Annotated in this window: 14 protein-coding genes; 6 read left to right on the top strand and 8 right to left on the bottom strand. The window is 65.4% G+C overall.

The features are described from left to right. Positions 1-100 precede the first annotated feature (100 nt). Positions 101-982, bottom strand: a complete 882-nt coding sequence (locus tag ACYX4S_RS08080; protein WP_476362522.1) for an alpha/beta fold hydrolase — start codon at positions 980-982, stop codon at positions 101-103. A 579-nt stretch (positions 983-1,561) separates the two neighbouring features. Between ACYX4S_RS08080 and ACYX4S_RS08075 the strand changes: the two genes are divergently transcribed. The 5 genes from ACYX4S_RS08075 to ACYX4S_RS08055 all read left to right on the top strand — a co-directional run bounded on the left by ACYX4S_RS08075 (position 1,562) and on the right by ACYX4S_RS08055 (position 5,130). Beyond that, the gene (locus tag ACYX4S_RS08075; RefSeq protein ID WP_476362521.1) at positions 1,562-1,987 is read left to right on the top strand and encodes a DUF930 domain-containing protein; all 426 of its coding nucleotides are present in this window, start codon (positions 1,562-1,564) and stop codon (positions 1,985-1,987) included. A 133-nt stretch (positions 1,988-2,120) separates the two neighbouring features. Next, positions 2,121-2,411: a ribbon-helix-helix domain-containing protein gene (locus ACYX4S_RS08070; protein WP_293724713.1), complete on the top strand. Its 291-nt coding sequence runs from the start codon at positions 2,121-2,123 to the stop codon at positions 2,409-2,411. A gap of 180 nt (positions 2,412-2,591) precedes the next feature. After that, positions 2,592-2,987: a VOC family protein gene (locus ACYX4S_RS08065; RefSeq protein WP_293724712.1), complete on the top strand. Its 396-nt coding sequence runs from the start codon at positions 2,592-2,594 to the stop codon at positions 2,985-2,987. A gap of 29 nt (positions 2,988-3,016) precedes the next feature. Beyond that, positions 3,017-3,544, top strand: a complete 528-nt coding sequence (locus tag ACYX4S_RS08060) for a Twin-arginine translocation pathway signal (RefSeq protein ID WP_293724710.1) — start codon at positions 3,017-3,019, stop codon at positions 3,542-3,544. Between the two features lie 14 nt (positions 3,545-3,558). Next, the gene (locus tag ACYX4S_RS08055) at positions 3,559-5,130 is read left to right on the top strand and encodes a GMC family oxidoreductase (protein WP_476362520.1); all 1,572 of its coding nucleotides are present in this window, start codon (positions 3,559-3,561) and stop codon (positions 5,128-5,130) included. A gap of 119 nt (positions 5,131-5,249) precedes the next feature. Here ACYX4S_RS08055 and ACYX4S_RS08050 read toward each other — a convergent pair whose 3' ends face one another. The 6 genes from ACYX4S_RS08050 to ACYX4S_RS08025 all read right to left on the bottom strand — a co-directional run bounded on the left by ACYX4S_RS08050 (position 5,250) and on the right by ACYX4S_RS08025 (position 9,870). Beyond that, entirely contained in the window at positions 5,250-5,948 is a 699-nt protein-coding gene (locus tag ACYX4S_RS08050) for a MerR family transcriptional regulator (protein ID WP_476362519.1), read from the bottom strand. A 32-nt stretch (positions 5,949-5,980) separates the two neighbouring features. Next, positions 5,981-6,301 (bottom strand): integration host factor subunit alpha, encoded by a 321-nt coding sequence (locus ACYX4S_RS08045; RefSeq protein WP_293724705.1) that lies wholly within the window; start codon positions 6,299-6,301, stop codon positions 5,981-5,983. 147 nt (positions 6,302-6,448) lie between these two features. Then, positions 6,449-7,426 carry a beta-ketoacyl-ACP synthase III gene (locus ACYX4S_RS08040; RefSeq protein ID WP_476362518.1) on the bottom strand — a complete coding sequence of 326 codons (978 nt, stop codon included), beginning with the start codon at positions 7,424-7,426 and terminating at the stop codon, positions 6,449-6,451. After that, complete coding sequence (gene plsX / locus ACYX4S_RS08035) at positions 7,423-8,484, bottom strand: phosphate acyltransferase PlsX (protein WP_293724702.1); 1,062 nt, start codon at positions 8,482-8,484, stop codon at positions 7,423-7,425. Before plsX ends, ACYX4S_RS08040 begins: the two co-directional genes overlap by 4 nt. Positions 8,485-8,764: 280 nt before the next feature. After that, positions 8,765-9,319 carry a YceD family protein gene (locus ACYX4S_RS08030; protein WP_476362517.1) on the bottom strand — a complete coding sequence of 185 codons (555 nt, stop codon included), beginning with the start codon at positions 9,317-9,319 and terminating at the stop codon, positions 8,765-8,767. Next, entirely contained in the window at positions 9,316-9,870 is a 555-nt protein-coding gene (locus ACYX4S_RS08025) for a ubiquinol-cytochrome C chaperone family protein (protein ID WP_293724698.1), read from the bottom strand. Before ACYX4S_RS08025 ends, ACYX4S_RS08030 begins: the two co-directional genes overlap by 4 nt. A gap of 241 nt (positions 9,871-10,111) precedes the next feature. Here ACYX4S_RS08025 and ACYX4S_RS08020 point away from each other — a divergent pair, with 241 nt between their 5' ends. Next, a complete protein-coding gene (locus ACYX4S_RS08020) occupies positions 10,112-10,549 on the top strand; it encodes an outer membrane protein assembly factor BamE (protein WP_476362516.1) in 438 nt (145 codons plus the stop codon). Between the two features lie 142 nt (positions 10,550-10,691). On the opposite strand, the gene ACYX4S_RS08015 is transcribed toward ACYX4S_RS08020, so the two are convergent. Further along, a complete protein-coding gene (locus ACYX4S_RS08015) occupies positions 10,692-12,827 on the bottom strand; it encodes a sodium-translocating pyrophosphatase (RefSeq protein ID WP_422068842.1) in 2,136 nt (711 codons plus the stop codon). Between the last annotated feature and the right edge of the window lie 324 nt (positions 12,828-13,151).

Genomic DNA, 13,151 nt, shown 5'->3' with positions numbered 1-13,151 from the left:
TCACCGCCCCCTCTTCCCTCACGAACGACCTGCCAGCCACAAACGCAAAAGCCCGGAGCGATCTCTCGCACCGGGCCTGTTGCTCAATTCTGCCAATGTCTTACTTCGTGTGGTTCAGAAAGCTGATCACGGTGTCGGCGATCTGTGTCGGATGCTCCGGCAACATCGCATGCCCCATGTCGGGAAATGCCACGAGCCACGCATTCGGCCGCGATGTCGCGAAATCGAATGCGTTCTGCGGCGGCGCGATCTTGTCCTCCAGCCCCTGAATCACCAGCGCCGGCGCCGTGCCGCCCTTCATCATCGGCTTGAAGTCGGTCCTCATCGCCGCGTCCTTCTGCAACTGTGCCGTCTTCTGGTGCCAGCCGGTGAGGAACGGCGTCGGATCGTTGCCCGGTGCGAACATCGAACTGGCCACCGCCTTGCGGTGTTCTTCCGGCGAAAGGTCGGGGTCGTACATGCTCCAGAAGACCTTCCAGGTCGCGGCGTCCGGCTCGACCTCGCCACCGCAGGCGAGCAGCATGAGCCCGATCACCCGGTCCGGCTTCAGCCATGACACCGCCCGCGACACGCGGGTTCCGTAGTTCTGGCCCAGCACGAACGCGCGATCGACATCGAGTTCATCCGCGACCATCCACACGTCGTTGCCGAGATCGTTGAGCGTTGCCTTGTCCATCGGTCCGGTGCTGCCGCCGATGCCACGCGGGTTGATCAGCACAACGTGGTAGCCGGCTTTCGCCACCGTATTGCCAAGCATCTCGAAATCCTGGGCTGGACGGCCAAGCGACGGATGCATCAGAACCGTTCTGCCGCTTCCCCTTTCAAAGATTTCAAGCTTCACATCATCCTTGCCAACCATCTTGCGCTCCCAGCCGTCCGGGGTTTGCGCGAGTGCCACACCCCCCAGGATATCGACAAGAGCCAGGACCGTTGCGGCCACAATCCATGCGGCGCCTCTCTTGCGCAAAAAACCGATGCTCATGATGGATCTCCAACGATTGCGTGCAACTTGCCCCACACCGTCACGAGAGCCGGCAGGCAATTGCACCGTCCCCGTGTAGGACCGGATGCCTACACTTAACTACCCCATCGAGGTCGGACCTCATACCCCCTGGATCAACAGACTGCGGCGAGGGTGCGAATGCGCCATTTTTGAGGTCTTCGCGGTTGTGCCGGAATTCCGGCCCATTTGCGCGTCAAAGCAATATCCGGGCGGCCCGCCGCACACTCACATCGCCTCAGGAAACCGCCTCGACCCATGCGGCGAAGCCTTGCGATCTCGCTCGCCCTGCACGGGGTGATCCTAGCCGCGCTGGCGTTTTACACCGCGCCACCGCGCCCGGTCGTGCGCGCCCGCGACGACGCCGTCGAGGTCGTGCTCGTGCGCGGGACAGCCAGTCTTCGGCCACTCCCCTCGCCCCCCGTCAGCGAAACCGAACCTCCACCGCCGGAACCCGCCGCCCCCCGGGAACAGCCTCCGGCCGCCGCCACGACTCAGGCGCCGAAGCCCGAGCGCATCAGACCAGACCCCAGGACCTCCACCGGGAAGGCGGCGCCTCGCATGCAACTCACGCCGAAACGGCGGCAGCGGGACCTCGTCGAGGCGACAACCCTCTATTCCGGAGCCGCCCTCGCCTCCCCGCTCGGGCGGGCGACACTGGCGCAGCTTGAAACGGCCGACCACGAGGAGCGGATCGTGCAGCTCTGCAACTACGAAGCTGTGGAACAGACGCGCCGCGAGAACCCGAAGCTGCGGATCGACTACGCACGTGTCCAGGTACGCAAGGAGGCGACGATCTCCGGTCTTCACGTGACGGCGCCCGGCGCGGCCGTCCACGGGCACGGCCTGTGGTACGACCTGTCCTTCACCTGCGACGTGGCCCCGGACCTGGCCGGCGTGGAGCGCTTTGCCTTTGCACTCGGAGACCAGATCCCGCGCGCCGAGGTCGAGCAGCTCGAACTGCCGACGGGCGGCCCGATGCACTGAGTGGATCCCGGGTGTGAAGTGGATCTGGGCACTTGTGCGGGGGGAAAGGGCCGTTACCATTGACCGCACCTCGGCACTCGCGACAGGACACGCAGACCGTCCGGGCGGGCGAGCCGTATTTCGGGAGGATCCCATGTGCCACATCTTTGCGGGGCAAGACCCCGACGACTACGAGCCGGAAACACGCCGCATGAGGCTCAACGGCCAGAGCACGAGCATCCGACTCGAGCGCTCCTTCTGGGAGATCGTCGACGAGATCGCCGCCTCCGACGGCGTGACCACGCCGGCCTTCATCTCCAAGCTGCACTCGGAAGTGCTGGAGCTGCGGGGCGAAACCCGCAACTTCACATCGCTGCTGCGCTGTGCCTGCCTCATTCGCCTGCGCCAGACGCTTCCGGCCATGCATCTGGAAGCTGCCGAGTAAAAACCTCCCTGTAGTACACCAATACTACCCGGACAAAAGGTCTTGCCCACATCCTGTCTGCATCTCCGGCTGAACCGGCCGGAGAATGCTGCAACCGCTTTGTTGCAAGGCAGCATATGGCATGACCGATACGTCAGGTCCCTGGGCACGCGGACCGACGGAACGATCCGGGAGTAAATCGTGGCGAAATTTATTCATGCGATGGTACGCGTGATCGACGAAGCGCGCTCCGTCGCCTTCTACAAGACCGCTTTCGGGCTCGAAATCGCCGACAGGTTCGAGTTCGACAACTTCATTCTCATCTACCTGCGCAACGACGAAGCCGACTTCGAGCTCGAGCTGACGGTCAACAAGGGGCGTTCCGAGCCCTATGACCTGGGCGACGGCTACGGGCACCTGGCCGTCTGCGTCGACGATCTCGATGCCGAGCACGCACGCTTCGAGAAGGCCGGCCTGGCACCGCGCAAGATCGTCGAGTTCAACCGCGAGGGCGCCCTGCTCGCGCGGTTCTTCTTTGTCCAGGATCCGGACGGATACCAGATCGAGGTTCTGCAAAGGCACGGACGCTACCGCTAGGAGGAGCGGGAGCGTCGAGGGAGGAGACAATGACCGATACACTTGCATCCCCGCGGGGACTTTCGCGGCGGCAATTGCTGTCGCTCGGCGCCGCAGCCGGCGCCGCCTTCGTCACCGGACCGGGCTTTCTGGCCGGTTCAGGCGCGGCATGGGCCATGGAGGTCGCCCATGTCGCCCCGAAGACGATGGCAACGCTCGTGCAGATGGCACGCGACATCTACCCCCATGACCACGTCGCCGACGAGTTCTACGTCCGCGCCGTGAAAGGCTACGACACCGCCGAAACGGCGGCGATGGTCGAAACGGGCATCGCCGGGCTCGACGCCGCCGCACGGGGCAAGGGACACGCGGACTATGTGTCCATCGGCTGGGAGCGCGACCGCGTGGAGATCCTGAGGGCGATGGAGGAGAGCCCGTTCTTCCAGACCGTACGCGGCGGCCTCGTGACCGGGCTCTACAACCAGAAGGCCATCTGGCCGCTCTTCGGTTACGAGGGAGAAAGCTTCTCCAAGGGCGGCTACATCGACCGCGGTTTCGACGACATCAACTGGCTGTGAGGGAGGACGCTGTCATGGCTGCACCATTCGCACTCGACGACGCGAGCGTCGTCGTCATCATCGGCACGGGGTCCGGCGGCGGCGTGCTCGCCAACGAACTCGCCCAGAAAGGCATCGCCGTCGTCGCGCTCGAGGCGGGCGGACGTTACATGCCCGAGGACTACATCAACGACGAGTGGGAGAGCTTCGGCCAACTGGCCTGGACCGACCCGCGTTCGACCTCCGGAGACTGGCGCGTCGCGAAGGACTTTTCCGGCCTTCCGGCCTGGATCGTCAAGGCGGTCGGAGGCACCAGCATTCACTGGGCCGGCGCCTCGCTGCGCTTCCAGGAGCACGAGTTCAAGGCCCGCTCCACCTATGGAGCGGTACAGGGGGCAAACCTGCTCGACTGGCCGATCGATCTTGCCGAGATGGAACCCTGGTACGAGAAGGCCGAGGCCAAGCTCGGCGTGACGCGCACCGGTGGCCGCCCCGGCCTGCCCGGAAACAACAACTACAAGGTGCTGGAGGCCGGCGCACGGAAGCTCGGCTACAAGGAAGTCCATACCGGTCGCATGGCGATCAACAGCCGTGACTACGACGACCGGATGGCCTGCCAGCAGACCGGCTTCTGTTTCCAGGGGTGCAAGTGGGGCGCCAAGTGGTCCTCGGCCTACACCGACATTCCACGCGGAGAGGCGACCGGCAACCTGGAGGTTCGCGACCGGTGCCACGCGCTCAGGATCGAGCATGACGCCAGCGGCAAGGTGACAGGCGTGCTCTATGCCGACGAGAACGGCACCGAGCACCTGCAGAAAGCGCGTATCGTCTGCGTCGCGGGCAACTCGATCGAAAGCCCCCGACTGCTTCTGAATTCGGCGTCGAACCTGTTCCCGGACGGTCTCGCCAATTCGTCGGGACAGGTCGGACGCAACTACATGCGTCACACCACGGGCTCGGTCTATGCGGCCTTCGACAAGCCCGTGCGCATGTGGCGGGGCACGACAATGGCCGGCATCATCCAGGACGAGGCACGGCACGATCCCTCGCGCGGCTTCGTCGGGGGCTATGAACTGGAGACGCTGTCCCTCGGACTGCCCTTCATGGCGGCTTTCCTGGATCCCGGCGGCTGGGGCCGCGAGTTCACGACCGCGCTGGACTCCTACGAGAACATGGCCGGCCTGTGGATCGTCGGCGAGGACATGCCACAGGAAACCAACCGGATCACCCTCAATCACGACCTGAAGGACCGGTTCGGCCTGCCCGCGCCCAATGTGAACTTCGATGACCACCCGAACGATATCGCGATGCGCAACCACGCCTACAGGCAGGGCATCGCGATCTACGAGGCCGTGGGGGCAACCCGGACGTTCCCGACGCCGCCCTACCCCTCGACGCACAATCTCGGCACCAACCGGATGTCCGAGAACCCGCGCGACGGGGTGGTGAACCGCAACGGGCGGGCCCACGACGTGCCGAACCTCTTCGTTTCGGACGGCAGCCAGTTCACGACCGGAGCAACGGAGAACCCGACGCTGACCATCGTTGCCCTCGCCATCCGGCAGGCGGATCACATCGCCTCGGAGATGGCCAGGGGCACGCTCTGACGACACGACGCCACACCGCCCGGTCCCCTGTGGATCCGGGCGGTGTGATTTGCTGAAATGATTTCACTGAAGATGGCCAGTCCCGCCGGCTCGACCAGCCGGAAGCCGCTCGACAAGGGCTATCGCGCCTGATCGAGAATGCGCTTGCACTCCAGAAGCTCGAACAATGTCGCCTGGAGACGGCGGATGTCATCGCGCGAGAGCGAGCCGGCCGCCTGGGCCTCGCCGCGCTCTCCCAGAAGACGCTCCATCAGCCGGAAACCGCCACTGCCGCGTGCCTGCGGCGGCTCGACGCCATCGGGCAGGATACCGCGTGGCATCGGCTCCTCGTCCGCCTCGGCGACAGCCGTGACATTGCCATGATGCTGCACCGGCGCACCGCGATCGGGTGCGGCTGGTGCCTGGGACTGCTGGCGGGACGGGGTCTCGCCCCCGCCGGGCGCGGGCCGTGCCGCCGGAGCGCGCCCGCGCGGCGGCGCAACCGGCTCCTCGGCCATCGTGGCCGCGGCCTGGGCCGCGAGAGCCGCAAGCGGGATTCCGTCCTCGCGCCAAACCTGCATGACGAAACGCGCGCCCTGCTCCTTCAGGATGCGCTGGACGCCCTTGATCGTATAGCCCTCGCCATACAGGAGATGGCGAATGCCGCGCAGCAGATCAATATCTTCGGGACGATAGTAACGCCGCCCTCCGCCACGCTTCAGCGGCCGGATCTGGGAGAAACGGGTCTCCCAGAACCGCAGGACGTGCTGCGGGAGGTCGAGGTCGTCGGCAACTTCGCTGATGGTGCGAAATGCGTCGGGGCTCTTGTCAACGCTCACGGGGTCTCAATCTGCGCCGGTGCCGCGATGGATCACGCGGCGTCGTCCGACGTGCCCATCATGGTCTCGTTGATCCGCTTCTTCAGGACGTTGGATGGCTTGAACACCATCACACGGCGCGGAAGGATCGGAACTTCCTCGCCCGTCTTCGGATTGCGACCGATGCGCTCCCCCTTGGACCGCACCACGAACGAACCGAAGGAGGACAGCTTAACGGATTCGCCGGAGACGAGACAATCCGCGATCTCGGAAAGCACCTTCTCCACCAGTTCAGAGGATTCCGACCGGGAGAGACCTACCTTCTGGTAGACGGCCTCACAAAGATCGGCGCGTGTCACTGTCTTGCCGCCCATAGCTCCTCCTAGGCCGGGTCCGCCTTCCGGCATCAAGGGATGCGTATCGTTTTGCCCGCGTTCAAGACTATGTGGTCCCGCGGGAGGGGTCAACCACGTGACGTTACGTTGCCTTGAAAAACGCCAGTCACTCAACCCTTTGGCGGTTCACCAGCGAACAAGGGACGCTCCCCAGGTGAAGCCGCCGCCCATGGCCTCCAGCATGACGAGATCTCCACGGCGCACCCGTCCGTCGCGGACCGCCGCGTCCAGCGCCAGCGGAATGGAGGCGGCGGACGTGTTGCCGTGATCCTCAAGCGTGATCACGATCCTGGCCGGATCAATGCCAAGCTTTTTGGCGCTGGCGTCGATGATGCGGCGGTTCGCCTGATGGGGAATGAACCAGTCGAGATCGTCGGCCGTGGTCCCCGTCTCGGCAAACGCCGCCTCGACCACGTCGGTTATCATCGAGACCGCGTGACGGAACACTTCCTTGCCCTGCATGCGCAGGTGACCGACGGTCTGCGTGGAAGACGGTCCGCCGTCCACGTAGAGCTTGTCCTTGTGCTGGCCGTCGGAGCGCAGGTGCGAGGTCAAAACGCCGCGCTCGGGCTCCCCGTCCGCCACCTCGCTCGCCTCCATCACGATCGCGCCGGCACCGTCGCCAAAGAGAACGCAGGTGGTGCGATCCTCCCAGTCGAGAATGCGCGAGAAGGTCTCCGCGCCGATCACCAGCGCGCGCTTGGCCATGCCGCCACGCAGATAGGCATCGACGGTGGCGACCGCATAGACGAACCCGGAACACACGGCATGAACATCGAAGGCGAAGCCGGAGGAAATGCCGAGCTTGTGCTGCACGGTAACGGCGGTCGCGGGAAAGGTGTTGTCCGGTGTCGCCGTGGCCAGGACGATCATGTCGATGTCGCCCGGCTCAAGGCCGCTGGCCTCGAGCGCGCGCCTGGCGGCCTTGACCGCCAGATCCGACGTCAGCTCGCCTTCGGCGGCGATATGACGGGCACGGATGCCGGTGCGCTGAACGATCCATTCGTCCGAGGTATCAACCATTTCGGCGAGGTCGCTGTTGGTAAGGCGGCGCTCGGGAACATAGCTGCCGGTACCCAGGATAATGGAACGCTTGACTGTCACAGATCACCTTCCGATCCATCACGGCCACTGAACCGGCCGCGATGGTAGTGCTTCAAATCATTCGAAATCTTGTGCATCAGATCGTTGCGGGCCATGTCGTAGGCAAGCTCGACCGCGGCCGCGAAGCCTTCCGGGTCGGTGCCTCCATGGCTCTTGATGACGATGCCGTTGAGCCCGAGGAAAACGCCGCCGTTGACGTTGCGCGGGTCCATTTTCTCCCGCAGCCGGTCAAAGGCGTCCTTGGCGAGCAGGTAGCCCAGCCGCGCGCGCCAGGTCCGGTTCATGGCCGAGCGCAGGTAGCCGCCGATCTGCTTGGCCGTTCCCTCGGCCGTCTTGAGCGCGATGTTGCCGGCAAAGCCTTCCGTCACCACCACGTCGACCGTGCCCTTGCCCAGGTCGTCGCCCTCGACGAAGCCGGCGTAGGTCAGCGTGCGCATGTTCGCCTCGCGCAGAAGGCGCCCCGCCGTGCGCACTTCCTCAAGGCCCTTCACCTCCTCCACGCCGATATTGAGCAGACCGACGGTCGGACGCTCGATGGAGAAGAGAACGCGCGCCATCGCGCCGCCGAGCAGCGCGAAATCGATGAGCTGCTGCGCATCGGCCCCGATGGTCGCGCCCACGTCCAGCACGATCGACTCGCCCCGCGCCGTCGGCCAGATCGCCGCGATCGCCGGGCGCTCTATATTGGCCATGGTGCGCAGGCAGAACTTGGACATGGCCATCAGCGCGCCGGTGTTGCCGGCCGAAACCGTCACATCCGCGTGTCCGGTCTTCACCGCTTCGATGGCGCGCCACATGCTGGACTTCCAGCGCCCCTGGCGCAGCGCCTGGCTCGGCTTGGCGTCCATGCCCACCGCGACCTCGCAGTGATGCAGCGTCGAGGCAGCCTTCAGCGTCGGGTAGCGCTCCAGAAGCGGTCCCACGACGGCACTGTCGCCATAAAGAGAGAAAGCGATGTCGGGACGACGCTCAAGCGCCAGTGCGGCACCCGGCACCACTACCTCGGCACCGCGATCGCCACCCATCGCATCTAGTGAAATTCGAACCGTTTGCGCCATCGTCCGCGTTTTCTGGAGCCCCGTCGCCAACCAGAGCGGGGATCAGGTCCGGCCACTCCGGCGATCCGCCCGTTTCCGCACCGGCCACTCTTACTTGCGTTCACCGCCGCGCGAAAAGCGCCGCGTGTCCCCTGCCCCGCCGGTATCCGTCCGCAAGGCACTCACCGGAGTCAGGCTCGCGAGAGACCCTGCACACCACGGGAAGCGTTCGGGAACATACCCGTTTGGGCCGCCGTGACAACAGCTTTCTCCCGCTTGCAGAAACGGTCGCCTGCAGGGTTCAGTCCCTGTCCTTGCGCAATTGCGCAAGCTTGGCAAAGGGAGACGGCGGCTTGTCGTCGGGATCCTCGTCCCCCTCCTCCGGCGGCCGATACGCCTCCGGAACCTCGGCATCCGGCGCTTTCGGGAACGGATCGAGTGCCAGCGCGAACTGCTCGCAGATCACGGCTCCCAGGTCGATGCGCCCCCCCTCGAGCGGCTCGGGCGGATCCTCGCCAAGCGCGTCGATTTCGATCTCGTCGCCCTCATTCATGCGCCGTGCCGAAGGGTCGAAACGAACCTCGAACGTCTCGTCGATGGGCTGCTCGACCGGAGCGAGCGTCACGACACAGGCCTGCGTCGCGATTGCGGTGAGGTGACCGGCCACGCGCACGCCGTCACGGCGGAACGGATACAGGGTGAGATCGGCGACCAGATCGCGCAGCCCCAAAAGCCCGTAGGCCTCTGCGATGCGGGCCAGATCCTCCTGCCCCGGGGCAATCGTCAGTTCGCGCGGCTTGCCGGCGGGCAACACGGCGTCGACGGAATGATGCAGCGGAAAAGCGATATCGCTCACCGGTTGGCTCCTTCACGAGTGAACAGGGTGGCATCCGGCCAGGCGGGCGCGCCATCCATGATTTCGGCCACCGGCTGGGCAGCAAGCGTTTCGGCCACCGAGCGCACATAGGCGGCAAGGGCCGCGACGGCAAGCGGATCCGGCTCATCCGGATAGACGTTGCGCGACAGCATGTCGACCAGAGGCTGGCGCCCGTCCTCCGCCAGGGCCGCGGCCAGCGCGGCCGCCCGGCCGTAAAAGGCCTCTGCCATCTTCTTGATCTTCTTGGGAACGGATGTGTCGCCCACGCCCATTTCGCGCAGCGAGCTGTCCATGTCCGCGAAGAAGAAGTCGAACAGATCCTGGGCGAAGGCCGCGTTGCGCCCCTTTTCCCCCCGCAGCCTGTCGAGCACGAGGATCGTGTGCAGCGACACCATCTCGAAGCGGCCATCGAGCGTGTCGGGCACGCCGAGATCGCTGTAGAAATGCGGCTGCCGCGCCTGTGCCACGATCTGCGTGTAAGCGGCTGCGACCTGTTTGGGCAGGCTGCGCCTGAACAGTCCGAACACCATGGGCTCTTGCGCTCCGGATCGGGTGACGAGGGGCGAACGCGGGCCGGGTCCGGGGTGAACTCGCCCGCTTCACGGGCCGTGCGGTGCGCTTCCCTTGGGAGAAGCCCGCCGCACGACGGTTGCCAAGTGGCCTAGCGCAGGTTAGGGACTTTGCCAAGGACGCGCGTCCGGGCATCCGCACGATACGGGGATAAGCCGGGTCGGCACTGCCTGGAACGACGAACGAACGGGACACGCATTGATGAAGAACAGGCTTCGCGGGATCCTGCTGGCGGGCACCCTTGCCCTGCCGCTTGGCGGCTGTTTCACCACGACGCTCCAGCACGGCAGCGTTCTGTCGACCGATCGCGTTCGCGAGATCCAGGTCGGCTCGAGCCGCGAGCAGGTGGAACTGCTGCTTGGCTCGCCCTCGACGGTCTCGCGCCTCGGCGGCGACGCCTACTACTACATCTCGCAGACCAACGAGACGACGGCCTTCTTCTCGCCCGAGGTGGTCGAGCGTCGCGTCGTGGCGATCTATTTCGACGAGGACGGCTTCGTGCGCGACACCGCGTACTACAGCCTCGAGGACGGCAAGGTCGTCGACATCCTGACGCGCAAGACGCGCACCGGCGGCTCCGACTACGGCTTCCTGACCCAGATCCTGCGCGGCGCGAAGAACCCGAGCCTCAACCTCTGAGGCACGCGCACCGGCGCAAGGGCAAGATCAATGATCAATACGGGCGCGGAAGGATCTCCTTCCGCGCCCGTTTCGTATCTGGCGGATGGATGGTCGATGGTCCGCTCGCATGGCGAGGGGCCGGTCGCCCGGCCCCGCACGGTCATGAATGCGCGAGCACCGCAAGCAGCAGCAGCGCAATGATGTTCGTGATCTTGATCATCGGGTTCACCGCCGGCCCGGCGGTGTCCTTGTAAGGGTCACCCACGGTGTCACCCGTCACGGACGCCTTGTGCGCCTCGGATCCCTTCTCGTGGCGCACGCCGTCCTTGTCGACGAAGCCATCCTCGAAGGACTTCTTGGCATTGTCCCACGCCCCGCCACCGGCGGTCATGGAGATGGCGACGAAGAGACCCGTGACGATAACGCCAAGCAGCATGGCGCCGAGGGCCGCAAAGCCCTGCGACTTGCCCGCGATCGCGGCGATGACGAAATACACCACGATCGGCGACAGGACCGGCAACAGAGACGGCACGATCATCTCGCGGATCGCCGCCTTGGTGAGCATGTCCACGGCCCGCCCGTAATCGGGCTTCTCCGTGCCTTCCATGATGCCTGGCTTCTCGCGGAACTGCCGGCGGACCTCCTCCACCACGGCTCCGGCCGCCCGTCCCACGGCGGTCATGGAAATGCCGCCGAAGAGATAGGGCAGAAGGCCGCCGAACAGCAGGCCGACGACCACATAGGGATTCGACAGCGAGAAGTCGACGCTCACGCCATCGAAGAAGGAACCGGGTTCCGCCCGGCTGGCGAAGAACTTGAGATCCTCCGTGTAGGCGGCGAAAAGCACCAGCGCGCCAAGGCCCGCCGAACCGATTGCATAGCCCTTGGTCACCGCCTTGGTGGTGTTGCCGACCGCATCCAGCGCGTCGGTGGTGACACGCACCTCGCTCGGCAGTCCCGCCATTTCGGCAATGCCGCCGGCATTGTCGGTCACCGGACCGAAGGCATCGAGCGCCACGACCATGCCCGCGAGCGCCAGCATGGTCGTCACCGCGATGGCGATGCCGAACAGCCCGGCCATGCCGTAGGCACCCAGAATGCCCGCGATGATGATGATCGCGGGAAGCGCGGTCGCCTCGAGCGAGATCGCAAGCCCCTGGATGACGTTGGTGCCATGGCCCGTGACCGAGGCCTGCGCGATGGAGCGCACCGGACGGTAGTCGGTTCCGGTGTAGTACTCCGTCACCCAGATGATGAGGCCGGTCACCACCAGTCCGATCAGGCCGCAGAAGAACAGGTGCGCGCCGGTGAAGACCGTGCCGCCGGCGGTCGTGAACTCGCTGGAGAAGCCGAGCCAGAAGAACACGATCAGCAGCAGCGCCACCGCGGACAGGACGGCCGTGGCCACGAAGCCCTTGTAGAGCGCCCCCATGATCGAGTTGCCGGAGCCCAGCTTGACGAAGAACGTCCCGATGATCGACGTCACCACGCAGGCGCCGCCGATCACCAGCGGCAGCAGCATCAGCGTCACCGCCGTCGCGCCGGTGAAGAAGATCGAGGCGAGCACCATGGTCGCCACGACCGTCACCGCATAGGTCTCGAACAGGTCCGCCGCCATGCCGGCACAATCGCCGACATTGTCGCCCACGTTGTCGGCGATGGTGGCCGGGTTGCGCGGATCGTCCTCGGGAATCCCCGCCTCGACCTTGCCGACGAGATCACCGCCGACATCGGCCCCCTTGGTGAAGATGCCGCCCCCGAGCCGGGCGAAGATGGAGATCAGCGACGCACCGAAGCCGAGCGCGACAAGCGCATCGATAACCGTGCGGCTCTGCGGATCGTAGCCGAGCCCCGCGGTGAGGATCGCGAAATAGACCGCAACGCCCAGAAGCGCGAGCCCGGCCACGAGAAGGCCGGTGACCGCGCCGGACCGGAAGGCGATCTCGAGTCCCGCGGCAAGCGAGGTGCTGGCCGCCTGCGCCGTGCGCACATTGGCCCTGACGGAGACATGCATTCCGATGTAGCCGGCGGCAGCCGAGAGCACGGCACCGATCGCGAAACCGATCGCGACCAGAATGCCGAGCAGCAGGGCCACGAGAACGAATATGACGACACCGACGATACCGATCGTCGTGTACTGGCGATTGAGATAGGCCTGCGCCCCTTCCTGAATGGCACCGGCGATTTCCTGCATCCTGGCATTGCCCGCATCGGCCGCCATGACGGACCCCACCGCCCACACGCCATAGGCGATGGACAGCAACCCACATACGATCACGAGAGCTAGTTCGAGCATTCTTCCCCCCAGTGAAGGACGCGCTCCGGACGGAGACGCGGGAAGGGCCCGTTTTGTTGTGGTTTTCGGGCCCACACCCCTTGACGGTATCGTGCCTGCGTCCCGCGTCAAGCCGCCGTTTCAGTTCGCCGCTGCGTCACCTCTCCCGACACAGGGAAAGAGAGCTGGTTGCGCTCACGAAAATCGTTTCCCGCAACACGAGCATTCCAGCCGACGTGCCCGTCTCTTCGTCACGCCAACGACTTACCGCGCCGCATCACGAGCGGCATCGCAGCGCGCAAGATTTTCGCACCGTCGTCCGCAAAATCGACAGCAACGGCGAAG

The sequence above is a fragment of the Stappia sp. ABD4_338 genome, from assembly GCF_056312175.1.
Note: the sequence above shows the minus strand (reverse complement) of the source record. Positions and strands in the feature narration are given on the sequence as shown.

What these genes read in the sequence shown, in the direction of transcription:
- plsX (WP_293724702.1), bottom strand. Translation starts at nt 8,484, where the DNA reads ATGGCGCAAACGGTTCGAATTTCACTAGATGCGATGGGTGGCGATCGC.
- ACYX4S_RS08025 (WP_293724698.1), bottom strand. Translation starts at nt 9,870, where the DNA reads ATGGTGTTCGGACTGTTCAGGCGCAGCCTGCCCAAACAGGTCGCAGCC.
- ACYX4S_RS08045 (WP_293724705.1), bottom strand. Translation starts at nt 6,301, where the DNA reads ATGGGCGGCAAGACAGTGACACGCGCCGATCTTTGTGAGGCCGTCTAC.
- ACYX4S_RS08020 (WP_476362516.1), top strand. Translation starts at nt 10,112, where the DNA reads ATGAAGAACAGGCTTCGCGGGATCCTGCTGGCGGGCACCCTTGCCCTG.
- ACYX4S_RS08080 (WP_476362522.1), bottom strand. Translation starts at nt 982, where the DNA reads ATGAGCATCGGTTTTTTGCGCAAGAGAGGCGCCGCATGGATTGTGGCC.
- ACYX4S_RS08055 (WP_476362520.1), top strand. Translation starts at nt 3,559, where the DNA reads ATGGCTGCACCATTCGCACTCGACGACGCGAGCGTCGTCGTCATCATC.
- ACYX4S_RS08070 (WP_293724713.1), top strand. Translation starts at nt 2,121, where the DNA reads ATGTGCCACATCTTTGCGGGGCAAGACCCCGACGACTACGAGCCGGAA.
- ACYX4S_RS08015 (WP_422068842.1), bottom strand. Translation starts at nt 12,827, where the DNA reads ATGCTCGAACTAGCTCTCGTGATCGTATGTGGGTTGCTGTCCATCGCC.
- ACYX4S_RS08075 (WP_476362521.1), top strand. Translation starts at nt 1,562, where the DNA reads ATGCAACTCACGCCGAAACGGCGGCAGCGGGACCTCGTCGAGGCGACA.
- ACYX4S_RS08060 (WP_293724710.1), top strand. Translation starts at nt 3,017, where the DNA reads ATGACCGATACACTTGCATCCCCGCGGGGACTTTCGCGGCGGCAATTG.